The following is a 21,582-nucleotide window of genomic DNA, read 5'->3' on the forward strand; positions in this document are numbered from 1 at the left end:
CATCTGTTTGGGAAACGAAAATAAAAAAATGACTCCATCTGTGCATTACCATGCAGGATTGGAGTCATTATTAGATCATACGGGATAGACGGGATGTTTTCTATAAGGGAGTGCTTCTTCTTTCGATTCATATTGACTAAACCGGATGACCAATTCATTTCGGAGATCGTCCGCCCCGACGATATGATCGATAATCATCTCTGAAGCAAGCCGGTAAATGTCAATGTGCTCCTTATATTCCTGCTGTTTCTCAAGCACATAATTCATTCGTTCCTTCGGGTCTTCTATTTCATTAATTTTATTTGAGTATACAGCGTTAACTGCCGCCTCCGGGCCCATCACCGCAATTTGAGCAGATGGAAGAGCGATGCAGCAATCCGGCTCGAATGCAGGTCCTGACATAGCATACAGCCCCGCTCCATAAGCCTTTCGGATAATAACCGAAATCCTCGGCACAGTGGCTGAGCTCATCGCAGCGATCATTTTAGCTCCATGCCGGATGATACCCGCTCTTTCCACTTTCGTCCCGATCATAAATCCGGGTACATCCGCCAGGAAAAGGAGCGGGATATTAAAAGCATCACACAGGGTTACGAATTTTGCCGCCTTATCGGCAGAATCCACAAACAGGACTCCGCCTTTTACCCTCGGCTGATTGGCTACAACTCCTACAGTCTTCCCATCTATTCTCGCCAATCCGGTTATGAGCTCCTGGGCAAATAGCTTTTTGATTTCAAAGAAACTGCCTCCGTCAATCAGCGTATCGATTGCTTCATACATATTGAAAGGCGCATTCTGATTCTCAGGAACAATAGCAGAAAGAGCTTTTTCAGAGACCGGGGCAGCCGGCTCTTTGCCTGATGGCTTATGCTTGAAATTTCCGGGAAAATAGGTCATATATGTGCGGGCTTCGGCTATGGCTTCCTCCTCTGTAGATACAAGTACATCTCCGCATCCGCTGACGCTGCAATGCATCCGCGCTCCGCCCATTTCTTCAAGCGACACCTTCTCGCCTATGACCTTCTCGGCCATCCGGGGAGACCCTAAATACATGGAGGCATTTCCTTCCACCATGATGACGATATCGCAGAAAGCAGGAATGTATGCCCCACCTGCGGCCGACGGTCCAAAAAGGAGACATACCTGAGGGATCATTCCTGACAGCCGGACCTGATTATGAAAGATTCTGCCAGCTCCCCTTCGGTTTGGAAACATATCGAGCTGATTGGTAATCCTTGCACCGGCGGAATCAACTAAATATAGAAGAGGCACCATTAATTTTTCTGCCGTTTCCTGAATTCGGATAATCTTTTCAACGGTCCGCGCACCCCAGGAGCCAGCTTTAACCGTTGAGTCATTCGCCATCACACAAACGGTTTGGCCATGAACCTTGCCAATAGCCGTTACGACGCCATCTGCCGGAAGGTCTCCGGCAAGATGGTTGGCGAATTTCCCATCCTCCGTATACTGCCCGTTATCAAACAGCTGTTTTAAGCGGTCCCGGACGAAAAGCTTCCCCTGCTGCCGTGATTTTTCGTGGTATTTAGGATGGCCGCCAGCCTCAGCTTCCGCAATCTTTTCCTTCAGCTGTCCATCCAGTTCCATCATCTTCATTAATGATCCCCCTTTAATCCTCCAAAATGACGAGGACGTCCCCTTCATTTACGAAATCTCCTGTTTGAACCTTTACTTCTTTTACTTTACCTGTAAAAGTGGATTCAATCGGTATTTCCATCTTCATGGATTCAAGCATTAATAAATCCTGCCCGGTATTGACAGAGGCACCCGATTCTACTAACACATTCAGTACAGTACCCGCCATGCTTGCTGTAACTTCTTTCATATTCAATCATCCTTTATCCGACTATTTTTGATTGCTGTAAATAGGAAGTATTGTATTGACCTGATTTAAATACGTCATCTTTTACAATTTTTGAAAAAAGCGGCACATTAGATTTGACTCCCTCAATCCTAACGTTTTCAAATACCTCCGAGGCTTTTTCCAAAGCCTTATCCCGGTTTTCTCCATACACGACAGCTTTGGCAATCAGCGGGTCATAAAAAGGAGTGATTTGATTCCCTTCTTCGTATGTGCGGTCAAGCACAAAATCTGCATGTTCAGGATATGTAAACGCATTCAGTTTTCCAGGAGAAGGGATAAACCTCACTGGGTCTTCAGCATAAATCCGGAACTCCAAAGCGTGGCCGAGCTTTCGGATTTCTGACTGGCTCAGCGGCAGCACCTTCCCATCAGCTGCCAGTATCTGCCACTTCACAAGGTCAAGACTGGTGATCATTTCAGTTACTCGGTGCTCCACCTGAAGGCGGGTATTCATTTCGAGAAAGTAAAACTGCTCCTTTTCATCCATGATAAACTCAACGGTTCCTGCATTTCTGTATCCAACGTGAAGGGCTGCTTTGACCGCTGCTCCGCAAATGTTCCTGCGCGTTTCTTCTGAAATGCTCGGAGAGGGCGCTTCCTCTATAACCTTTTGATTCCGCCGCTGAACGGAGCACTCCCGTTCAAATAAATGAACCGCATGTCCATGATCATCCCCAAAAATCTGCACCTCAATATGACGGGACTCTGAAATATATTTTTCAAGAAAAACTTCATCATTTCCGAAATAAGCTTTCGCTCTTGTTTTAGCGGAGACAAAAACCTTTTCTAAATCTTCCCGGCTCTCAAGGAGCTGCATCCCGATGCCTCCGCCACCTCCGCTCGCCTTCAACATAACAGGGTATCCAATCCGCTCAGCTATTACAGCCGCCTCATCCACTGTCCCAATCGCGAATCCGCTCCCTGGAACGACCGGTATTCCAGCCTCCTGCATCGTCTTTCTAGCTGTCACCTTGTCTCCCATTTTTTCAATTACTGAAGAAGGCGGACCGATAAATACAAGACCTCTCTGCTCCGTTTTCTTAACAAACTCACTATTCTCTGATAGAAAGCCATATCCTGGATGTATAGCGTCAGCCCCTTCTCTAACAGCAAGGTCCAATATGTCATCTGCGAGCAAATAGGACTTCGCAACTGGCGCTTCTCCTATGCGGAATGAATAATCTGCGGCTTTTACATAAGGAAGGTCCTGATCCGCATCCGAGTAAATGGCAATGGTTTCAATCTGCATTTTTTGGCACGTTTCAATAATTCTTGAAGCAATTTCCCCCCTGTTGGCAATCAAGATTTTTTTCACTACCTCCACCCCCTGCATTAATGGCTTAGTAAGGCCGGCACTGAATATCCAGCCAGTGTCCAGAGCATTCAGATCCTGCCCTGTATAAAAAAGCACATCTTCAATAATATGTTTCTACAATATAATGAAAACTCCTTTAAAAATTTGAAAGCGTTTTCGTTTCATTTTGAAATCCTTTGCTCCCATGCTATAATAAGAGTAGTCGGTAAATTTAAAATTTTGCTGCTTTTCATCTGCATCAAGGGGGAAAAAACATGCATAAGGTGGAACGCCTTGTCATTAACTACAAAACACTTGAAGAATTTAAAAGGTTTAAAGAATACGGACTTCAGGAGCTTTCCATGCTCGAGGAACTGGAAGGAAACATGATTGAAAATGACAGCGATTCTCCTTTTTACGGAATCTACTTTGGAGAAAAACTAGTTGCAAGGATGAGCTTGTACAAAGTGGATAAAAAATTCGACCAGTACTTTACTCCACAGCAAGACTACCTTGAGCTTTGGAAGCTTGAAGTTCTGCCTGACTATCAGCGGGCGGGATACGGCCAATCCCTGGTAGAGTTTGCGAAATCCTTTAAGCTTCCAATAAAAACGAACCCAAGAGTTAAGTCAGCCGACTTTTGGAGCAAGATGGACTTTGAGGCAGTTAAGTATGATATGGACCGTGATAAGGGAGAAAATCCGCTGCTCTGGTCACCGGACTCCTCTCATCATTCCTCAGAATCAGCCTAAAGAGAAAAGGACCGCGCCCATTCAGCGGTCCTTTTTTGATCTTCTCGCATCCATTATTTTAGAATCAGGTACAGCGGCCTGCATCAGGCGGAGGGGCGCCAAGCTCCACCCTTTTCTACATGACGGCTGCCCTCCGCTCTTTAAGACGTTACTTTTCAATACGCTCAAGGTTTCCGTTCCGGTCCATTTGAAACTTTACTTTGCGGTTCCTTTCGTCCTCATGCGACAGAGCCATCTTCCTTGCTCGATCCATAATTTCAATCAAAGAATGATAGTCTTCTTCCACAAGCTCGAGCTGACTTTGCAGCAGCTGCTTTTCTTTCTCAAGCTCTTCCACTCTGCTGCGTAATTGATTCATTTCAGCGGAAAGCTCCTCGTTTTTCTCTTTTAAATCAACAATATTGCCTGATTCGTCATAAGCTTCCAGAAACTTTACTACTTCTTTTATGGTAAGATTGCTTTTCTCGGCAGGAGACCTGAAAATCTCTGTTTTACTCTCTTCAGGCACAGGCTCTATCTTTACCCTCGCCTCCTTGCGCTGTTTCTTGGCTAAATCGATCCCTGACTTATATTGCTTTCTTACGTGTGAATTCCAGCGGAAACCGCACGCAGCTGCTGTCCTTGTTAAATGTCTGCCCACTTCCTCAAAAGCAGCGAGCTGCGTTCCACCATCCCGGATTTGACGAAGCACAACCTCTGCAAGCAGCAAATCCTCATCCCTGGTCCACGCATCCTGTCTTGTAGCTGTCATCCCAATCCCTCCCACCATGTTTTTACTAATCATATGCTACTGGTAGAATTGATAGACTATGTACAAAAACAAAAGCGGATGGTGTCTGCTTCAGAGATGACCGGAGAGAATCGATTGACTCCTTCCTATAGAATGATGCCGAAAGGCTGGTATCCATAAAGTTCAGCCGGTTTCCTGCTGCTGACCCAATATGTATTCCGGATAGCGTAATGCGTTCTCCTGATCATGCATCCAGTTAGGATTTCTTGAAAAACCGGTCTACTGCCAGATGGTGCTCTTCTTTCTCCCATAATCGAGCACACCCTTTTATCTCCTTTTCCATCCTCTCCCATAGTAAGCTTTGCATGAGCTTATTCACTGAAATCCCTTTATAGGCACGTCCGACAGCCGGATTATCCGGAAGAGACTGCTGAATGATTTTCATCCCCTCTTCCCTGTACTTTGACGCCGGAACGATATGATTAATCCATCCGCCTGCTTTACATTCTTCAGCACTATATATCCGCGACGAACAAAACACTTCCAATGCGGCAGCTGACGGAACTCTTTCCATTAATAGTGATGCTCCTCCCCAGCCGGTTGTAATGGATAAGGTTCCTTGAATAAAGCCCATTTTTACTCCAGCCTTTGCAATCCTGGTATCCGCAGCCATGGCCAGCTCACAGCCTCCCCCAACAGATGAACCATTAATCAGAGCGAAAACGGGAGCCGGAAAAACCGCAAACCGGTACAGTATTTCCCCCATGCGATGAAGCATCCCATAGGCGTCCCTCTCTGTTTTTAAGCCGTGGAAGGCAGAAAGATCACCTCCCGAGCAAAAGGCATCCTCTCCATCTCCGGTAAGGACCAGTGCACGTATGTCCTCCCTGTGCTCATACTGATGTAAAAACATCTCCAGCTCAGTCATTACATCAAAATCGACAGCGTTCCTTTTTTCAGGACGATTCAGCCTGATTTCAACGATTCCATTTCCCGCTTCTGTAATTATCACCTTTTCTCCCATATCCCATCACCCCGTTTTTCAGATGAAACCATTATATCACGGTGATTTGAAGGGGCTTTCATTAAGGTGCGATTTTTTTCGATGCCCAATCCCCGGCACAAACCACAAAAAACCCGCTAAGAAGCAGCAGCTTCCAGCGGGTTTTTTTACGAATCTTATTTTTCTACAACTTCTTTTCCTTTGTATGATCCACAAGCTTTACATACACGGTGAGACATTTTCATTTCACCGCAGTTAGGGCATGTTACCATACCAGGCACTTGCAATTTGAAGTGTGTACGACGCAATCTTTTTCTTGTTTTAGAAGTTCTTCTAAAAGGTACAGCCATTCTTCCCACCTCCTTAAAGAGTGTTAAACTTACATGTTCTGGATGAAGACGGTATTTATCCGATCATCTGATTAAAGCTAAAATTCAGCCTTTAGCTTTCGTTATTGTTATCGAAGAATTTGGCCAGGCCGGCCATTCTCGGATCCACTTTATTTTTGTTTTCCTCTTCGGACACGACTTTCCAGTCTTTGCCCTCCTGAGGAGCGGCTCCTTCTTCGTTAACGCTGTCGCTGAAGACCTGCATTGGAATTTCGAGAAGAATCAGTTCTTTAATTGCTGGAATTAAATCGACTTCATCGCTGTCCAGCGTGTGAATTTCTCCTTCAGCTTCCTCATCATAGTCTGTCGGTTTCAATAGGTATACTTCAGTTGTCTCAATATGAAAAGGAAATGGGACATCGACAAGCGTTCTGGCACATGGAAGTGTCAGGACTCCTGTGATTGTCATCTGAAATGCAGCTTGATCCGATTGGATGGCCGCTCTGCCCGTAATATGAACAGGTGAAATGTCTCTCACTTCCTGATGCTCTTCAATCAGCTCAGTGAGATTGATCACTTCATTCAGTTCCAATCCTTTGCTTTGATATTGATATAACTGGTTGATTAACCATTTCATAACGTATCACCTCAAGGCAACAAAGGTAATTATAGCTTTCACTATTCCATTTGTCAATATTTTTTCTTTACACTATAATATAGTCATTCCGGCAGTCTTTCCATACATCAGCGGCACAATAACTAGCATTATAACATAACTTTGCCTGCCGTTGTTTAAAGATGGCCAAGCTGTATATATCTTAACATGGTTGATCCGCAAAACAAAATAAAGGAGCCAATTTCAGTGAATATATTAGGGCTGATTGTTGAATACAACCCATTTCATCATGGACATCTTTATCATATGCAGAAATCGGTTAAAGCCGCTGAAGCCGATTTGACAATAGCTGTCATGAGCGGGAACTTTCTGCAAAGGGGTGAGCCTGCCCTTTTGCCGAAGTGGGAGCGGGCCAGAATGGCACTGGAGGCGGGTGCAGACCTTGTCATTGAACTGCCTTATGCTTTTGCCTCACAAAAAGCAAGTACGTTTGCTAACGGAGCGGTTTCTATTTTGGATTCTCTTAAAGCCAATCATCTATGCTTCGGAAGCGAGGATGGAGAAATTGAACCGTTTCTGCGTACGTTCAGTGCGATTACGGAAAATGAAGATCAATACAGTTCACACATAAAAGAATTTATTAAACAGGGCTTAAGCTATCCAAAAGCGCTTTCTCTTTCCTTCAGTAAAATTAAGGACCACTCGGGACCTCTCGCTGATCTCACTAAACCAAATAATATTTTAGGGTTTCAATATGTGTCTTCAATTGCAGAACAGCAAAGCGGGATGAAGGCTCTTACAATTAAGCGCACATCCGCTCAATACCATGATCAGGATCTTCCCGAGGGCAAGGTAGCCAGTGCGACATCACTCAGAAACGCTATATTCAGCGGACCTCATGGTTTAAAGGATATCAGAGGTTTTGTTCCGGATTATACGTTCAATATTTTAACGCAGCGAGTCAAAGAAGGGTTTCCATTCATGAACTGGGAGCGGTTTTTCCCATATTTGCAATATACGGTCCTGACGATGGAACCAAGCGAGCTTGCAGAAATTTATGAAGTAGAGGAAGGGCTGGAGAACCGCCTGGCAGCTTCAATCAAAGAGGCCTCAACTTTTAAGGAGTTTATGGAAAAGCTAAAAACAAAGCGGTATACGTGGACAAGGCTGCAAAGAATGTGTGTTCATTTGCTGACAAGGACCACTAAAGAAAAAATGCACAGAGCAATAAATAATGAGCGGAGCCCTTACATACGTGTGCTTGGCATGAACGAGTCCGGACAGCGCTACCTTGGCAGTGTCAAGAAGACCCTCTCTGTGCCTCTCATTTCGAATGTGAATGCCTTCAATCATCCTGCATTGGAGCTGGATATTAAAGCATCTGCTGTTTATGCAATGGGCTTTCCACAATCCATGCGTGCCCAGCTGCTCAAAACAGAATACTCCACACCTCCGATTCGATTGCAGCAACAAAAACCATAGGAACAGCCGCCTGACAACACAGGCGGCTGCTGTTTATTTTTCCTTTAATTTTCCCAAATAAGCAACGGCATCACTAAATTGATCAACAGGGATAATTTTCATTTTCGTGTCTATGTCTTTTGCTGTTTTGACCGCTTCATTATAATTGGAATTGGATCTTCCATTTTCATTGGGCGCAAAGAAAATTTCTGCTCCGGATTTGTCAGCTGCTACGATTTTCTGGGAGATCCCTCCGATCGGGCCGACTTCTCCGGTTTCAGCTATCGTGCCTGTTCCTGCAATGGTATATCCTTTTGTAAAATCCTCTTCTGTAAGCTGGTCATAAATCTCCAGGCTCATCATTAACCCTGCAGAAGGTCCGCCGATGTCTTCTGTGTTTAGCTTAATATCCGGATTGACTGTTACTTCTCTGTCGGTCATCAAGGTTATTCCGATCCCTGCTTTCGCTCCACTATTGAGTGCATCGGGAAACTTGGCGATTGGTATGCTTGCCGTCTTTTTCCTGCCATCCCGCTCAAAGGTGATGTTCACCTGGTCGCCCGCATTTTTTTTGCTTACATATGCTGTGAACTCCTCTGCGCTCTTCAATTTTCTCCCGTCTGCTTCAAACACCCGATCCCCGGCCTTTAAAGCATCTGCAGCGGGCATGCCTTTAATCAATGAATTGACGTATACTCCGTTAAAATCGCTTTTCACTTCTTTTCCCGCTTCTTCATAGGCAAGGATCAAAGCCGATTCCTGCGATCCTTCCATAAGCTTCAGCTGGCGGTTCAAATATTCTTCATCCGATTCATCGGGTGCTTTCACCTGACCGATTGGAACAATTTCCGCATAGCGGTCAAATTGCGCAAATACATAGCCTAGTATACTGGCCCTCCCTATACTGACGGTTGTCAGCGAAAAGCTTCCTGCTGAGTCGTAACCGCCGTCCACGTTAATGATTGGCTCCAGCTCTGAAGCGCTGCCGGGCTTTGTTATGTAGTAGGGCAGCTTTATATAGGAAATGGCCATGGCAATCAGGATGCCGATGACAAAAGCGCGGATGGCCCCTTTTCGTCTATTCTTCATTACGCGACTCCTTCCAATTGTCAATCAAAGAACGGATGGCTTCCAGGTTACTCCTGGCTTCTGCTTCCCCGCTCATCATAATCTCCTGTATGTTTGTAAAAGATCTTGAACTGAATTTGGCTACCTTTGGGCGGAGCATGATATCAGAAGCCAAAGCGCGGTGATGGACGAGTTCGTCCTGCATGATATCGAGGCTTTGCATAATCACATCAAATATGGAAGTGATGGATTCCTGTTTTTTGACAACGGACACATCTACGGAAATGACAATGTCTGCACCCATTTCCCTTGCAACCGAAACCGGAACACGGTCCACAACTCCTCCATCGACAAGCATCCTGCCGTTGACTGTCTCCGGAACAAAAATCCCGGGAATGGCTATGCTCGCGCGAACAGCTTCAGCGACAGGTCCCTTCTTAAAGACCACTTTTTCTCCCGTGCATAAATCCGTTGCCACAATCGCTAAAGGAATATTCAAATCTTCTATATTATTGCCTTTTGTGAAGGCACGTATCAAACCCTTTATCTTTTCCCCTGCAATAAACCCCATTTTAGGAATGGTCACATCCAAATAATAGCTGCGTTTAAAAGCGGCTGCAATTTGATAAAGGCTTTTGATCTCCAAGCCTGCTGCATAAAAACTGCCGACCAGCGCCCCCATGCTGCTCCCGGCAATCATGTGAATGGGAATCCCCTCATCTGTCAGTACTTTTATTACCCCAAGATGAGCAAAGCCTCTGGCTCCACCTGATCCGAGCGCTAATCCAATTTTAGGTTCCATCCACTTGGCCCTCCTCCTGATAATTCAAGGCTCTTAGTGAATCTTATGGTCTAAAAAGGACCGCTATTCTCGTATATTAAGGTATTAGAAGCTGTACATGCCTGACAACCATTTTATCATTACACAGTTCTTAATGTATAGAACTAGAGCGGGGGTAAACTGTTGAGCCGGGAAAAATGGAACACGCTTATTATTGCTTTGGTCATGATGGCTCTCACTGCATCCATCATTTTACACCCAAAAGCGTCATTGGAAGCGTCGCAGGCAGGTCTTGATGTGTGGTGGAGGATCGTTTTTCCTTCCCTGCTCCCTTTTTTCATTGTATCAGAGCTTTTAATCGGTTTTGGAATCGTGCGCTTTGCAGGTGTGCTGCTTGAGCCAGTTATGAGGCCTCTTTTTCGCGTTCCCGGGGCAGGCGGTTTTGTATGGGCAATGGGAATCGCTTCCGGTTTTCCTGCGGGTGCGAAGCTCACTTCCCTGCTGAGAAAAGAAAAACAGCTGACAGCAATTGAAGCAGAAAGGCTCGTTTCATTTACGAATTGTTCAAACCCCCTCTTCATTTTCGCTGCCGTTTCGGTTGGTTTTTTTAAAAATCCTGCTCTCGGCCTTCTGCTTGCTGCAGCCCATTACTTATCCAATGTATGTGTTGGAGTGATGATGAGGTTTCATGGGAACAGCAGAGAAGAGCGGGCGCTCTCGAGAAGCAGGGTTCTTCCTTTTCCGTCTTTGTCAGAAGCGTTCGCTGCATTGCACAAGACGAGATTAAAAAACAAGAAACCAATAGGAAAAATGCTGGGTGATGCGGTGCTCGGTTCTGTACAAACCCTATTGGTCATAGGCGGCTTTATCATTTTATTTTCTGTGCTGAACAAAATTCTCAGCATTACGGGCTTCATCGGAATTCTTTCCTCCGGTATGGCACAGCTGTTCAGTCTGTTCTCCCTGCCTGTATCACTGACGCAGCCTTTGCTTGCCGGTGTTTTTGAAATTACTCATGGCAGCATGCAGGCAAGCAATGCTGAGGCCGGCCTTTTGTTTCAGGCCATTATTGCAAGCTTCATTCTTGCCTTCAGCGGTCTTTCTGTACAAGCGCAAGTGGCAAGCATCCTTGCTGAAACGGACATCCGATTCCTCCCCTTCTTTTTTGCACGAATCATGCAGGGATTCATTGCCGCGTTCCTTACATGGCTGCTATGGAAGCCTCTTTACTTAAACAGGGGGGGCGTAACAGAAACATATGGCACTGGAGGAAGGCCAAACGGTTTTGAAGAGTATGATTGGCTATTGGGTTCCGGGCCGGCTATTACACTTTTTTTTCTCTTTTTGTATATTATTCTCTATTGGCGGAGGACAGCCGCCGCCTATTAACAGTAAGAAAGGCAGAGATCCGGTCTCTGCCTTTTCCATTACTTGAATTTTTCAATTAAAGCCTTTTCAACCGGAGAAGGCACCAAATCCGAAATATCCCCTTTGTACTTGGCCACTTCCTTTACAATGCTCGAACTAAGGAAGGAATATTGATTGTTTGTCATCATAAAAAAGGTCTCTATCGTGTCATCAAGCACGCGGTTCATAGATGTAATCTGCATTTCGTATTCAAAGTCCGATACCGCTCTAAGCCCTCTTAATATTGCATTGGCATTTTTGCTTCGCGCATAATCAATTAAAAGCCCCTTAAACGATTCAACGGTTACGTTTGGCATATCCTTTGTCACTTCCTCTAACAAAGCACATCTTTCTTCTACATTAAAAAGCGGATTCTTTGAAGAGTTATTCAGAACACAGATATACACTGTATCAAATACTTTCGCTCCCCGTCTGATGATATCTAAGTGTCCAAGAGTAACCGGATCGAAACTTCCTGGACATACTGCTACACTCGCCATTACGATTCCCCCATTCTCCCATCGCCGCTATGCTGATAAATACTGACAGCCGCTGCACCGTACGTTTCATACTTCGCCAGGCTCAAGTTTCCTATTTCCTCCGGCAAAGCAATTTCAGTACCGTGTTCAGCTATTAAAAAACCTTCTGATGCCAGGAGCTGCTTTTCGCTTATTTGATTTATAAGCGCTTTCAATTTTTGTTGCTTATACGGTGGATCTAAAAAGATCAGCTTAAACTGAAGTTCTCGTTTGATGATTGCTTTGAGCGCCCTTTCAGCATCGTTGCGGTAAACTTCAGCCTGATCCTGAAGCCGGCATGCTTCCAGGTTATTATGTATCGTTTGAATCGCTTTTGCCTCCCGGTCGACAAAAATGCAGCTTGCCACTCCCCTGCTTAGTGCTTCAATTCCGAGGCCGCCGCTGCCTCCAAAAAGATCCAGGGCAGAACCCCCATCAAAATAGGGTCCAATCATATTGAAGATGGCTTCTTTCACTTTATCCGTTGTCGGTCTGGTCGACATGCCCGGAACTGCCTTCAAAGGCCTTCCCTTTAAAGAACCTGATACTACTCTCATTACTCATTCACCACTGCTTTACAAATTTCCTGTTTTTTTGCAAAGTCATCGTACCATAAAATACAGAACGAGAAAAGATGCACACGTTCCAGGAATAAAAAAAGCCCTGCAGCAAATGCCGCAGGGTCCCTCTAAACCGAAAGGCTAGAAGGAAAAGGGAGAGGAGAAACCGGAGGAAGAACTTATGGGGAAACGTAAGTCTTCTCCGCGGTTGGCAACAGCATCATGAACGAGATGCTGTCTACAGCTAGTATGGCCCCTCTGCTGAATTCTATACATTTATTTCCTCCATGGCACTTCTTTGCGTTTCATGCTAAGTTTGTAGGAGAAAATCATACAAGTAAGGGAGATCATTTTATGATTCAGCGTTTTATTGAACTGGGAGAAGGATATTCGGATTTGTACGAATTGCTCGAGATCATTAAGCACCAGGAAGAAAGAATCATTTCTTTCATCCTTCTTCATACAGAATGGAAAGGCAAAAAATCAGTCTCTGCAGGAGTCATCATGTCCCCTGCTGACCCGGGAGATTTTCTCCCGATTTATTTTTGCAGGGAAGGCATTGCTGACCCCCGTGAAAAGGAAACCAAAAGGCATCAGCTCTTTCGGGAAGCAGCTGAAAAAACGGGAAAGCCGATTAATCAGTTCGATGTGAAGCCTTCAGCACTTTTCCATGAGAACGTTTTATATTATCAGTATTTAACGGGGATTCTCAGGTTGAATCACATTCTTCCACCGTTAAAATAGCAGCTGTTTCTCTATTAAGGCTTGCTAGAGGAATCTGCAAGAGCAAAAATAAAAACGCAATCCTCCAATCAGGATTGCGTTTGATCATTATAAGCCCATTTTATAATCGTATTCTTTTGCCTTATCCTGTTTTTTCTCAAACTCCAATTTCAGAAAAGGTTTGTAAGAAGGTTCAACATGCTTTACAAAAGAATAAGAAGAGATTTTCTCTGTTAATGCCTCATTCTGCTCCATATCACAATACAGAACAACATATTTCAGCCTTCTGGAGATATAGTGCACATTTCCAAAGCGCCGGAGCATTTTCACTTGTTTTAATGAGTGCATCCAAACGATAAGGCCTTGTCTTTTTCCATCCATATTTATCTCACCCTTTTTCACATGTCGTAGAAAAGTTTATCAGAGTTTACACTCATTAACAATACGCTTCTTGAAGGAGGATTAATATGAAGGCCGACCTGGACCTCATTTGGGATCATTTTATGGAAAAATTATTTAATCATCCACCGTTCTATTCTGTGAAGAGGCAATTGATTGCCGGCACGCCCTTCCTTTATATTGAAACGGTCCCCGGTACAAGCGAAGCTGAAGTCAGAAAAACAATCTTTCTCTTTTCAAAAAAAGCGATGCTCCATAAAAAAGTAACGTCCGAGACTATTTTTGTCCGTAATGAAGAAAATCTTTATGTGTACAGACACCGTTTTTATGTTCCGCTTGAAAAGATGTTTTGCTGCGGAAATCTTTGCTCGGATTGTATTCTCCTAAAATAGAACGGCCTCTCCCAGCTTTAATTTCAAGAGCTTAAAAAGAAATCTCTATACAAACAAAAAAAGACGGAGTCACCTCCGCCTATAACTCATGATACTTTGCAGCCGCAGCCGCCGCCGGAACCGCAGCCGCCTCCGCAAGCAGAAAGACTGTCAAAGAACGGGTTGCCCGTCGGCACTTTCACGTGTTCTGAAACAGCACTCCCCAGCTGAACACTTATTTCATCGAGCAGGGTTTGAAGCGCTGTTTCCGCTCTTCTGAATGCTGCAACTTTCTCATTTAAATCCAATTCCCTTTTGACCTCCCTCATCTCACGGGAAATCTGTTTATAGTCAGGATGATATTTTCCAAAACGCTGGACATCCTCATGTATATCTTTAACTTTTACAAACCTGCTTACAATTTCCTGTGCAGGCTGATCGTTCTTAAGATCGTTCAGGCAAGCGCGGTAGGTCTCGGCCAGCTCGGACTGAAGAATCATATCACTAATCTGGTCAGCCTGATCCAGAATTTGCACACTTTCCATTGTTGCATAAACCAATGACAGCACCTCCACTGCCATTCTACCATGAAAAAGGGCTGAATAGAAATGCTGCTGAAAAAACATCAATCCACTTTTACAGTCCAGCTATAAGGGCTGTGAACGGTTTCAGGCTCATTATGAGCTGATACTTCCAAAGATATTTCATGATACCCCTTTTTAAGTCCGTGTATGGAGAAAGCAGGAGTAAAGTACTTCTGTGCATTTTTTCCGTCTACGGTAACCGTGATAAACAGCTCCCCTTTTGAAAGATCCTTCTTTTTTCCGAAATTGCCGTTAGGGAAAAAACATTCCACAAACACAGTATTTCCCTTGACAAAGTGATGAACCGAGTAGCTTCCTTTTTTCAGTTCCTGAGCGCTGGCCGCCGGCGTCCCAGTTATCCCGCTTATTCCTTCAGGTCTCGGCTTATCATTCGTACACCCGGCAGCAAAAAGAACGATTAGAAGAAAAAGAATCGTTCTGACCATTTGTCCACCCCCTTTTTCCGATAGGGTTTGCTATAATGCTGCAAATCATGTAGAGAAGAACAAATGCGCAAGCTGTTTAGTCAAAGCCACTCTTAGTCTTCAGTCCTCAACCCTCGCGGCAGACCTTCTTTACAGTCAATTTAAAAAGGAGAGGCACAGCTTTTGTGGAGAAGTCAAAATTGGATGATAGTATAAATTTTTGGTCGATGTATATGTAATCCGGTCGATATAACTAAATTTCGGCCGATATATCTGCATCTCGGTCGATATTATTAAATTTCGGCCGATATATCTGAATCTCGGTCGATATAATTAAATTTCGGCCGATATTTCCGAATCTCGGTCGATATAGTTAAACTTTGACCGATATATCAGAATCTCGGTCGATATTATTAAATTTCGGCCGATATATCTGAATCTCGGTCGATATAATTAAATTTCGGCCGATATTTCCGAATCTCGGTCGATATAGTTAAACTTTGACCGATATATCCAAATCTCGGTCGATATAACAAAACTAAGGTCGATATATCAGAATCTCGGCCGATATAAAAAATTTCGGCTGATATATCTGAATCTCGGTCGATATAATTAAACTACGGTCGATATATCAGAATCTTGGTCGATATAACTAAACTACGGCCGATATAAGCCCGCAGCTGCATCAAAATCATGCCGAATAGAGCTCCAAAAGTCACCTATTGTCTTTCTGGATGAGTCTAAACGGCCTTCAGATGGCCAAAAGATTAGAATTTGGCGTTATAACTTCACCAGACTGTATTTTATAACGCCTCTTATAAAGGGCCATCCATTACCGCCCAAAGGTGAAAAACCAAGCCCGGATATGGAGACCTGCAATGTTGAAGCTTCATGGATCAGCAATCAAGTACATCCTTTATCCCATTTAAACAAAATCGCACTGCCTCATGCACGTGCCTCTATACCGATCATCCGCATATTATGAGCAGCCAAGATATGTCTGAAAGACTAGCCGATTGTTTTGGTCGTGCATTAGTATCGAGTTAAATTTACTCGTCACTCAGAATTTGAAAAAGGGGCAGTCGGCAAAACAACAACCCGCCCCTGCCGCACGTGCTCTGCCTCTAGCCCTGTTAGTCCTGCTGCTTCATGGACTGGAACATTCCCAGCATCATAGAGGCCATCTGCAGTGAATTGGAAAATTGGGCAACTTTGTGTGGTATGGTCTTTTGATAATAATGCATCATCGCCAGATTCATCTCTTCCTGGGCCTGCGGATTCCTGGATAGCTTTCTGTACCATTGCGGCTGTTCTCTCAAGAATTTAATAATCTCGGGTTTTGATTGGATATAATCCTGTACCTCTTTTCTCATCCCTTAGTCCTTTCTGAAGGAGAATGGGCCGCTCCCTCCTGCAGAAGGACCCCCTCCAGACCCTTTTGATACACCAAATGTTTCAAGCAGGTTTTGAACAGCAGATACTGCATTGCTCATTTTACTAAGGCTCACGTTCATTTCATTTGCATCCATGTTTTTTACTGCAGAGAAAAGCTGTGTGACAAACCCTTTTTCTTCCGCTGTTTCTTTTGGTTCTTCACTTGATTTGTAGTCCTTCCAATACTCATCCTGCTCACCGAGAAGGTACCAATTTTCGTAAAATTCCTGCCAGGTTTTACTGCCTGATTTTGCTTCTCGAATTATTTTCGGATGTTTTCGGACGAATTCCTTAAACTCTTCAATTTTTTGATTCTGTTTTTTTACTGCCATATGTTTCACCTCTTATTCATGCGCCTAGTATAGTGTAATCCGTATAACCGAAAGTGGTTCGCCCAATTTTTCCTGCCGGCCCCAGCAAATTATTGGTAAACTATAAAAAAAGACTCGGAGAGGGATGCAGCAATGAATAAGAATCAGCTCAATCAGAAGACAAACGAAATGATCGGCCAATTAAACCAAACGGAAACAGAGGAACTCCATTTATTGCTCGAAGCCATGAAACGTAAAAAAGAGAAGAACGGAACGTACATTGGCGCTCTCCTTCAGGCAGAAGGAAAAGAACACGGTGATGAATTTACGATTACCATTCCGAATACAGTACTTATCCAAAATTCACTCGAAATTGTTCATGGCGGTATAACGGCAACACTTGCGGATTCTGCTATGGGAACACTCGCTCACAAACAGCTTCCTGAATCCCTCGCTGCCGTAACCTCCGAGCTGAAAATGAACTATACCGCTCCGGGAATCGGCGCTTTCTTCACCTGCACAGCTAAGCTGATCCATAAGGGATCAAAAACGATGCTTCTTGAGGCGAGAATTTTCAGAGAAGACGGGAAGCTAATTGCTTACAGTACCGCTACCTTTTTTATAATTGAACGAAAAAAATGATAACCTCCACCGGTTATCATTTTTTACTTGCCTATAAAATTTTGTGTGTAGTAATCTTTATAGACCCCTACGCCGATATGTGTAAAGTCTTTATTCAGCATGGCTTTCCTATGCCCTTCGCTATTCAGCCAGCCTTCCGCAGAAGCAATGCTGTCCGTGTAATGGGCTGCTATGTTTTCCCCGGCTGTCTGGTAGGAAATGCTGTCCCGCTGCAGCCTGTCGGCGAGTGTGCCGGCCGAAGGAGACTCGTGAGCAAAGTATTCTTCGACAGCCATATCCTTGCTATGGGAATATGCAGTCTTGGAAACTGCTTCATCATACTCCAGCAGTTCCAGTCCATGCCGCTTCCGCATTACATTGGTTATATCAAATATTTGCTGTTCCTGGGCATTCCCGATTTCCTGCTCTTCTCCTTCTTGAACAGGCTCAGCGCTGATCAGCTCCCCGCGGTAAACCACTTCATACGGGCGCTGCTTAATAAACGTTTCTTTATCAGCAGCCCTTATGCTTGAAAGGGTTCCATCAAACCGGTCAATATAAAGCTGTATAACCACTCCATCTGTCTCAATTACCGGGCGTGTGTTCATATCTTCCTCTGATAGCTCAAAGCGGTATGAGTTTCCATTATGCTCCATTGAAAGAGTAGAAGAAACCGGTGCCTTCTGGTAAACCTGGCTGAGTGGTTCACCAATCTGATAAGGTTTTATGTCAACACCCTCTCCGATTGCATAAACAGAAACAACCTTATCGGATAAGACTCCAATTTGGATGTATTGATTGCTTCCTCCATTATAGATCCACCAGTGATAATCGAATTGTGAAGGATCTTTTCTTACAGGCTCTCCAAGCTGATCTAACACCTGATCAGAGGATTTTCCCATGAGTGAGAGGATGCCTTCTTCAGGCATTTTAAGTTTTTCGTCATCTGTTTCTTCGCTCGCAAGCTGCGTTTCCTGTTTTTCTTCTTTCCGGTCAGGCGGGTCCTCCGCGAATTTTATAAAAACGGTATATGTGCTAACGATAATTGCGATGACTAAAATGGTTTTTACGATTCTTTTCAGTTAAATTCCCCTCGCTTGTGTGAGTAAGATTTTGATTCTGTTACCTGTCATTTAATCAGAAAAAGAACCCAATTACAATCAATTAGATGGGATCTTACAGCAAATTATGTATAATCCATGTTCAATCCTGAAAACTACTCGGCTTTTCCAAAATTATCTAACCTTGGATTGAAAGTGCAGATGTTTCATACTATTATTAAGATATGAAAAATAAGCGTTTTCATAAAGCTGAAGGGGGAGTTAAAAAAATGAAGTTTGAAGGCACAGGCATAGACAATTTAACAGCTGAATTAACCCGCCTGGATGATGCGATGGAACAGCACGGCTTCATCCGAGCCGGCCAATGGGATTATGAAAGAGTTACGTATGACCGGAAGCTGGAACAGCGCGGGGAAATCTTTTATCTCAGGATCCAGGGCTTTACGACAGAGGGGGATACGGGCGGAAGGCACGCCATCGTCAAACTGATGACTCCGCTCCTCGGAAAGCATTATTATCCCCACGGCGTAGAGTATGGAGAAGGTGAAGATTTTCCAGAACAGATCGTTCAATCGTGCGAGAACACTTTAAAACGGCTGAAGCAGGAGCTTGAAGCGATTATACGATAAAGGATAATAGCCTGGCTATTGTCTTTTTTATTTAGCTGCGACCCAGGTTAAAAATGAATGCTCCTTCCGCTTGCATATCAGCCCGATCCTGCTGAAGATTCCGATCGTTTTATCCTGTTCCATATGACACTCTGTTGTAATGCGCTTTACTTTTTCCTGGCCAATCAGCCATTCAAAAAAGCTGCTTACCGCTTCAAAACCGAATTCTAAGCGATAATCAGGATCAATTCGAAAATCAAATTCAATTCCCCCCGAACTGTCCGGTTTTGAATAAATATAAAAATCCCCGATCATCTTTTTGTCTTTATGATGGATGATCAGCCAGATCCCCCACCCGTATTCAGATGGGTCCCGCTCAAGCCTCTCTATGTAATAAGGCAAAATCCCTTTGCTGATCAAAGAGGGCCAGTCTTCCGGTATGACGATAGGCGACCGCTTCGCCAGTTCTTTTTTGTGGAGAATCAGCGATTTCGCCAGATCCAGGGAACACGGGATAAGCAAGAGTTCGTCTGTTAAAATTTCCATCCGCTCGCCTCCTTCCGCGGAGAATAAAAAAAGGGTTACAGAATTATATTCTGCAACCCTTCTTCATTATGTTAAGCGATTAAACTTGCCCGGATGATTTCCTTAATCTGTCCTGTCATAAACCTTCAAAAAGGGTTAAAAACCGGTAATTGCTCTGATTAAGGTCGTCGTTTCCCCGCCGCCGTATATTATATATAAAAGCATATAAACGGTAACCCCGGTAACGGCTGTCGAAAACCAGATTACACTTGTAATCGGACCAAGCTTCCTATGCCTGATGATCTTCCTCCTGTAACCTGACCAGATCGAGATTAATCCAAAAACCCCTCCGGCAGCCGCAAGGAAAATATGAAAAATAAGAAATGAAAGATAAAACCCCTTAACCTCAGGCGGTCCTCCAAATGCAGTATTGCCGTCAAATACGGTTCGCGAGACATAGACAATAAAGAAAATCAGCGCAAATACACCAGCCCATGTCATGGCCTTGCGATGAGCTTCGATACGGCCCTTAGCAGCTAAATACCAGCCAATTGCGACGAATATGGCACTTATCACGATAAAAGCCGTGCTGATAGTCGGTAAAAGAGGCAAGTACATATTTGTTGACTCCTTTTTTGATAGGCTAGGGGTTAGCAAGGTCTCACTGGATTACCCTTTATCAGAGAGAATGGCCTGCAGCTCAAGCTTATCTTTTTCTCTTTCTTTTCTTACCCATTGGAAGAAGACAAAGCCAAGAATGGAGCCGTACACGATCTCCTGAATGATCTTCATGACAATGCCGCCCAGCTGCTGGTCCTCTGTTAGAGGCATGGAAGTAAATACTTCAGGGCCTGACAGATTTAAACCTGAGAGAGTTGCTCCAGGAACACAAAGCGCCATGGCTTCCATCCATGAGGCAGGATCCGAATAAGCAGAATAAAGGGGATCCGTTGCAAAAATGATAAGGGCGCATGCGGGTGTCAGCAAAACTCCGTTCGCAAAGATGTAACCAATTTTCAGAAGCCCTGACATTTCACCTGACTCCCCTCTTTTGCGGAATACGGGCCACCACATGCAAATGGAGGTGAAAAAGATAACAGCCGTAGCTGAGGCATGGTAAAATGGATTCGTTTTCACCACATCAAACACGAGCGGTGTATGGTATAAAGAGAAAATTCCGTTAAAAACAAGGATAGCCAATATTGGCTGAGTCAAAAATAGAAAACACTGCCTGAATGGCTTCCTCATTATAACCGCATTCCACATCCACCCCGGAATTCCTACAATCAGAAGCGGCGAAACGACCAGATACACCATAGCCATCTGAAACATATGAACACTGAAAAGAATATGTCCAAGCAAATCAACCGGGCTGCCTTTAAGGATATACAGAAGGGCCAATCCCCCGTAAAAAGCGGCTTGCTGCCTCGGTGCCGTCCTGGCAGAAGTCTTAAACCACCGGTTACGGTACCTGATCAGCAGATGATAGCCGGCAGCAGCCATGCAAAGGGCCAGAAAGTAGTAGGGACTCCATAAAGCTTCAAAGCCGAATAGCGATAAGTTCTCCAAGATGATCCCTCCTTTCTGGGCCCGCAAAGATAGGTATATCAGATGAATCCGACTAAATGAGCTTTGTTTTTAAGACGGCGGCCAGCCTCTCGAGGTCATAAGCCACTCATCCTGCGGAAGGAAGAACGTCTTCCTCCGGCTGATTGTCTTATGCTTGTCGAGGCTGCCCAAGCCGCCTCCGCTTTTCTTTTTGTCCAGCTCCGGGCGCTAGCGCTTCGGCCGCTTCCCTCTCTCGGTCAAGGCAAAATGCGCCTTTCGGTCGAGAGCTCCACCGTCTCTCAGCGCTGGGCAAGCGCCCTCCGCTTTTCTTTTTGTCCAGCTCCGGCGGCTAGCCTCTCGAGGTCATAAGCCACTCATCCTGCGGAAGGAAGAACGTCTTCCTCCGGCTGATTGTCTTATGCTTGTCGAGGCTGCCCAAGCCGTCTCCGCTTTTCTTTTTGTCCAGCTCCGGGCGCTAGCGCTTCGGCCGCTTCCCTCTCTCGGTCAAGGCAAAATGCGCCTTTCGGTCGAGAGCTCCACCGTCTCTCAGCGCTGGGCAAGCGCCCTCCGC

Annotated in this window: 27 protein-coding genes; 7 read left to right on the forward strand and 20 right to left on the reverse strand. The window is 44.7% G+C overall.

Annotated features, from left to right (window positions below; all coding sequences use genetic code 11):
• Positions 1-75: 75 nt before the first annotated feature.
• From ACQCV8_RS10460 to ACQCV8_RS10470, 3 genes are read right to left on the reverse strand one after another with little or no spacing between them, the layout of a single operon-like run.
• Positions 76-1,614, reverse strand: coding sequence for an acyl-CoA carboxylase subunit beta (locus ACQCV8_RS10460; RefSeq protein ID WP_426844563.1), 1,539 nt, complete (start codon positions 1,612-1,614; stop codon positions 76-78).
• A 13-nt stretch (positions 1,615-1,627) separates the two neighbouring features.
• A complete protein-coding gene (locus tag ACQCV8_RS10465) occupies positions 1,628-1,843 on the reverse strand; it encodes an acetyl-CoA carboxylase biotin carboxyl carrier protein subunit (protein WP_426844564.1) in 216 nt (71 codons plus the stop codon).
• A gap of 13 nt (positions 1,844-1,856) precedes the next feature.
• Positions 1,857-3,197, reverse strand: coding sequence for an acetyl-CoA carboxylase biotin carboxylase subunit (locus ACQCV8_RS10470; protein WP_426844565.1), 1,341 nt, complete (start codon positions 3,195-3,197; stop codon positions 1,857-1,859).
• Between the two features lie 254 nt (positions 3,198-3,451).
• Here ACQCV8_RS10470 and ACQCV8_RS10475 point away from each other — a divergent pair, with 254 nt between their 5' ends.
• Positions 3,452-3,928 carry an N-acetyltransferase gene (locus tag ACQCV8_RS10475; protein ID WP_426844566.1) on the forward strand — a complete coding sequence of 159 codons (477 nt, stop codon included), beginning with the start codon at positions 3,452-3,454 and terminating at the stop codon, positions 3,926-3,928.
• A 148-nt stretch (positions 3,929-4,076) separates the two neighbouring features.
• Here ACQCV8_RS10475 and ACQCV8_RS10480 read toward each other — a convergent pair whose 3' ends face one another.
• The 4 genes from ACQCV8_RS10480 to ACQCV8_RS10495 all read right to left on the reverse strand — a co-directional run bounded on the left by ACQCV8_RS10480 (position 4,077) and on the right by ACQCV8_RS10495 (position 6,627).
• Positions 4,077-4,679: an RsfA family transcriptional regulator gene (locus tag ACQCV8_RS10480; protein WP_426844567.1), complete on the reverse strand. Its 603-nt coding sequence runs from the start codon at positions 4,677-4,679 to the stop codon at positions 4,077-4,079.
• 235 nt (positions 4,680-4,914) lie between these two features.
• Entirely contained in the window at positions 4,915-5,682 is a 768-nt protein-coding gene (locus ACQCV8_RS10485; RefSeq protein ID WP_426844568.1) for an enoyl-CoA hydratase/isomerase family protein, read from the reverse strand.
• Positions 5,683-5,837: 155 nt separating this feature from the next.
• Entirely contained in the window at positions 5,838-6,011 is a 174-nt protein-coding gene (rpmF, locus tag ACQCV8_RS10490; RefSeq protein ID WP_426844569.1) for a 50S ribosomal protein L32, read from the reverse strand.
• A 91-nt stretch (positions 6,012-6,102) separates the two neighbouring features.
• Positions 6,103-6,627 (reverse strand): YceD family protein, encoded by a 525-nt coding sequence (locus ACQCV8_RS10495; protein ID WP_426844570.1) that lies wholly within the window; start codon positions 6,625-6,627, stop codon positions 6,103-6,105.
• 225 nt (positions 6,628-6,852) lie between these two features.
• Between ACQCV8_RS10495 and ACQCV8_RS10500 the strand changes: the two genes are divergently transcribed.
• Positions 6,853-8,088, forward strand: coding sequence for a nucleotidyltransferase (locus tag ACQCV8_RS10500; protein WP_426844571.1), 1,236 nt, complete (start codon positions 6,853-6,855; stop codon positions 8,086-8,088).
• A 33-nt stretch (positions 8,089-8,121) separates the two neighbouring features.
• Here ACQCV8_RS10500 and ACQCV8_RS10505 read toward each other — a convergent pair whose 3' ends face one another.
• Complete coding sequence (locus tag ACQCV8_RS10505) at positions 8,122-9,156, reverse strand: SepM family pheromone-processing serine protease (protein WP_426844572.1); 1,035 nt, start codon at positions 9,154-9,156, stop codon at positions 8,122-8,124.
• Entirely contained in the window at positions 9,146-9,937 is a 792-nt protein-coding gene (locus ACQCV8_RS10510) for a patatin-like phospholipase family protein (protein ID WP_426844573.1), read from the reverse strand. Before ACQCV8_RS10510 ends, ACQCV8_RS10505 begins: the two co-directional genes overlap by 11 nt.
• A gap of 162 nt (positions 9,938-10,099) precedes the next feature.
• Between ACQCV8_RS10510 and ylbJ the strand changes: the two genes are divergently transcribed.
• Positions 10,100-11,305, forward strand: a complete 1,206-nt coding sequence (ylbJ, locus tag ACQCV8_RS10515; protein ID WP_426844574.1) for a sporulation integral membrane protein YlbJ — start codon at positions 10,100-10,102, stop codon at positions 11,303-11,305.
• Between the two features lie 38 nt (positions 11,306-11,343).
• Here ylbJ and coaD read toward each other — a convergent pair whose 3' ends face one another.
• Entirely contained in the window at positions 11,344-11,823 is a 480-nt protein-coding gene (coaD, locus tag ACQCV8_RS10520; protein ID WP_426844575.1) for a pantetheine-phosphate adenylyltransferase, read from the reverse strand.
• On the reverse strand, positions 11,823-12,398 hold the full coding sequence (gene rsmD / locus ACQCV8_RS10525) for a 16S rRNA (guanine(966)-N(2))-methyltransferase RsmD (protein WP_426844576.1): 576 nt from the start codon (positions 12,396-12,398) through the stop codon (positions 11,823-11,825). The genes coaD and rsmD overlap by 1 nt, the downstream gene beginning before the upstream one ends.
• 357 nt (positions 12,399-12,755) lie before the next feature.
• On the opposite strand from rsmD, the gene ACQCV8_RS10530 reads away from it, so the two are divergent.
• Complete coding sequence (locus tag ACQCV8_RS10530) at positions 12,756-13,145, forward strand: DUF7147 family protein (RefSeq protein ID WP_426844577.1); 390 nt, start codon at positions 12,756-12,758, stop codon at positions 13,143-13,145.
• 87 nt (positions 13,146-13,232) lie between these two features.
• On the opposite strand, the gene ACQCV8_RS10535 is transcribed toward ACQCV8_RS10530, so the two are convergent.
• The gene (locus ACQCV8_RS10535; RefSeq protein WP_426844578.1) at positions 13,233-13,505 is read right to left on the reverse strand and encodes a YlbG family protein; all 273 of its coding nucleotides are present in this window, start codon (positions 13,503-13,505) and stop codon (positions 13,233-13,235) included.
• Between the two features lie 86 nt (positions 13,506-13,591).
• On the opposite strand from ACQCV8_RS10535, the gene ACQCV8_RS10540 reads away from it, so the two are divergent.
• A complete protein-coding gene (locus ACQCV8_RS10540; RefSeq protein WP_426844579.1) occupies positions 13,592-13,915 on the forward strand; it encodes a hypothetical protein in 324 nt (107 codons plus the stop codon).
• A gap of 86 nt (positions 13,916-14,001) precedes the next feature.
• Here the strand turns inward: ACQCV8_RS10540 and ACQCV8_RS10545 are convergent, their stop codons facing one another.
• The 4 genes from ACQCV8_RS10545 to ACQCV8_RS10560 form a co-directional block, all read right to left on the reverse strand.
• Positions 14,002-14,475 (reverse strand): YlbF family regulator, encoded by a 474-nt coding sequence (locus tag ACQCV8_RS10545; protein WP_426844598.1) that lies wholly within the window; start codon positions 14,473-14,475, stop codon positions 14,002-14,004.
• Between the two features lie 44 nt (positions 14,476-14,519).
• Entirely contained in the window at positions 14,520-14,924 is a 405-nt protein-coding gene (locus tag ACQCV8_RS10550; RefSeq protein ID WP_426844580.1) for a hypothetical protein, read from the reverse strand.
• Between the two features lie 1,112 nt (positions 14,925-16,036).
• On the reverse strand, positions 16,037-16,276 hold the full coding sequence (locus ACQCV8_RS10555) for a YlbE-like family protein (RefSeq protein ID WP_426844581.1): 240 nt from the start codon (positions 16,274-16,276) through the stop codon (positions 16,037-16,039).
• A gap of 3 nt (positions 16,277-16,279) precedes the next feature.
• On the reverse strand, positions 16,280-16,669 hold the full coding sequence (locus ACQCV8_RS10560; RefSeq protein WP_426844582.1) for a YlbD family protein: 390 nt from the start codon (positions 16,667-16,669) through the stop codon (positions 16,280-16,282).
• Positions 16,670-16,801: 132 nt separating this feature from the next.
• On the opposite strand from ACQCV8_RS10560, the gene ACQCV8_RS10565 reads away from it, so the two are divergent.
• A complete protein-coding gene (locus tag ACQCV8_RS10565) occupies positions 16,802-17,290 on the forward strand; it encodes a PaaI family thioesterase (protein ID WP_426844583.1) in 489 nt (162 codons plus the stop codon).
• Between the two features lie 23 nt (positions 17,291-17,313).
• On the opposite strand, the gene ACQCV8_RS10570 is transcribed toward ACQCV8_RS10565, so the two are convergent.
• Positions 17,314-18,351 carry a CAP domain-containing protein gene (locus ACQCV8_RS10570; protein ID WP_426844599.1) on the reverse strand — a complete coding sequence of 346 codons (1,038 nt, stop codon included), beginning with the start codon at positions 18,349-18,351 and terminating at the stop codon, positions 17,314-17,316.
• 248 nt (positions 18,352-18,599) lie between these two features.
• On the opposite strand from ACQCV8_RS10570, the gene ACQCV8_RS10575 reads away from it, so the two are divergent.
• On the forward strand, positions 18,600-18,959 hold the full coding sequence (locus ACQCV8_RS10575; protein WP_426844584.1) for a YugN family protein: 360 nt from the start codon (positions 18,600-18,602) through the stop codon (positions 18,957-18,959).
• Between the two features lie 27 nt (positions 18,960-18,986).
• Here ACQCV8_RS10575 and ACQCV8_RS10580 read toward each other — a convergent pair whose 3' ends face one another.
• From ACQCV8_RS10580 to ctaG, 3 genes are all read right to left on the reverse strand, one after another.
• A complete protein-coding gene (locus tag ACQCV8_RS10580; protein ID WP_426844585.1) occupies positions 18,987-19,484 on the reverse strand; it encodes a GNAT family N-acetyltransferase in 498 nt (165 codons plus the stop codon).
• A gap of 135 nt (positions 19,485-19,619) precedes the next feature.
• Entirely contained in the window at positions 19,620-20,081 is a 462-nt protein-coding gene (locus ACQCV8_RS10585) for a DUF420 domain-containing protein (RefSeq protein WP_426844586.1), read from the reverse strand.
• 51 nt (positions 20,082-20,132) lie between these two features.
• Positions 20,133-21,035 carry a cytochrome c oxidase assembly factor CtaG gene (gene ctaG / locus ACQCV8_RS10590; RefSeq protein WP_426844600.1) on the reverse strand — a complete coding sequence of 301 codons (903 nt, stop codon included), beginning with the start codon at positions 21,033-21,035 and terminating at the stop codon, positions 20,133-20,135.
• Positions 21,036-21,582: the final 547 nt, after the last annotated feature.

This window comes from Metabacillus sp. 84 (assembly GCF_050107715.1).
Classification (GTDB): domain Bacteria; phylum Bacillota; class Bacilli; order Bacillales; family Bacillaceae; genus Metabacillus_B.

Coding starts and splice junctions, on each gene's coding strand:
- ACQCV8_RS10460 (WP_426844563.1), bottom strand. CDS start 1,614: ATGAAGATGATGGAACTGGATGGACAGCTGAAGGAAAAGATTGCGGAA.
- ACQCV8_RS10465 (WP_426844564.1), bottom strand. CDS start 1,843: ATGAAAGAAGTTACAGCAAGCATGGCGGGTACTGTACTGAATGTGTTA.
- ACQCV8_RS10475 (WP_426844566.1), top strand. CDS start 3,452: ATGCATAAGGTGGAACGCCTTGTCATTAACTACAAAACACTTGAAGAA.
- ACQCV8_RS10480 (WP_426844567.1), bottom strand. CDS start 4,679: ATGACAGCTACAAGACAGGATGCGTGGACCAGGGATGAGGATTTGCTG.
- ACQCV8_RS10485 (WP_426844568.1), bottom strand. CDS start 5,682: ATGGGAGAAAAGGTGATAATTACAGAAGCGGGAAATGGAATCGTTGAA.
- rpmF (WP_426844569.1), bottom strand. CDS start 6,011: ATGGCTGTACCTTTTAGAAGAACTTCTAAAACAAGAAAAAGATTGCGT.
- ACQCV8_RS10495 (WP_426844570.1), bottom strand. CDS start 6,627: ATGAAATGGTTAATCAACCAGTTATATCAATATCAAAGCAAAGGATTG.
- ACQCV8_RS10505 (WP_426844572.1), bottom strand. CDS start 9,156: ATGAAGAATAGACGAAAAGGGGCCATCCGCGCTTTTGTCATCGGCATC.
- ACQCV8_RS10510 (WP_426844573.1), bottom strand. CDS start 9,937: ATGGAACCTAAAATTGGATTAGCGCTCGGATCAGGTGGAGCCAGAGGC.
- coaD (WP_426844575.1), bottom strand. CDS start 11,823: ATGGCGAGTGTAGCAGTATGTCCAGGAAGTTTCGATCCGGTTACTCTT.
- rsmD (WP_426844576.1), bottom strand. CDS start 12,398: ATGAGAGTAGTATCAGGTTCTTTAAAGGGAAGGCCTTTGAAGGCAGTT.
- ACQCV8_RS10530 (WP_426844577.1), top strand. CDS start 12,756: ATGATTCAGCGTTTTATTGAACTGGGAGAAGGATATTCGGATTTGTAC.
- ACQCV8_RS10535 (WP_426844578.1), bottom strand. CDS start 13,505: ATGGATGGAAAAAGACAAGGCCTTATCGTTTGGATGCACTCATTAAAA.
- ACQCV8_RS10540 (WP_426844579.1), top strand. CDS start 13,592: ATGAAGGCCGACCTGGACCTCATTTGGGATCATTTTATGGAAAAATTA.
- ACQCV8_RS10545 (WP_426844598.1), bottom strand. CDS start 14,475: ATGGCAGTGGAGGTGCTGTCATTGGTTTATGCAACAATGGAAAGTGTG.
- ACQCV8_RS10550 (WP_426844580.1), bottom strand. CDS start 14,924: ATGGTCAGAACGATTCTTTTTCTTCTAATCGTTCTTTTTGCTGCCGGG.
- ACQCV8_RS10555 (WP_426844581.1), bottom strand. CDS start 16,276: ATGAGAAAAGAGGTACAGGATTATATCCAATCAAAACCCGAGATTATT.
- ACQCV8_RS10560 (WP_426844582.1), bottom strand. CDS start 16,669: ATGGCAGTAAAAAAACAGAATCAAAAAATTGAAGAGTTTAAGGAATTC.
- ACQCV8_RS10565 (WP_426844583.1), top strand. CDS start 16,802: ATGAATAAGAATCAGCTCAATCAGAAGACAAACGAAATGATCGGCCAA.
- ACQCV8_RS10575 (WP_426844584.1), top strand. CDS start 18,600: ATGAAGTTTGAAGGCACAGGCATAGACAATTTAACAGCTGAATTAACC.
- ACQCV8_RS10580 (WP_426844585.1), bottom strand. CDS start 19,484: ATGGAAATTTTAACAGACGAACTCTTGCTTATCCCGTGTTCCCTGGAT.
- ACQCV8_RS10585 (WP_426844586.1), bottom strand. CDS start 20,081: ATGTACTTGCCTCTTTTACCGACTATCAGCACGGCTTTTATCGTGATA.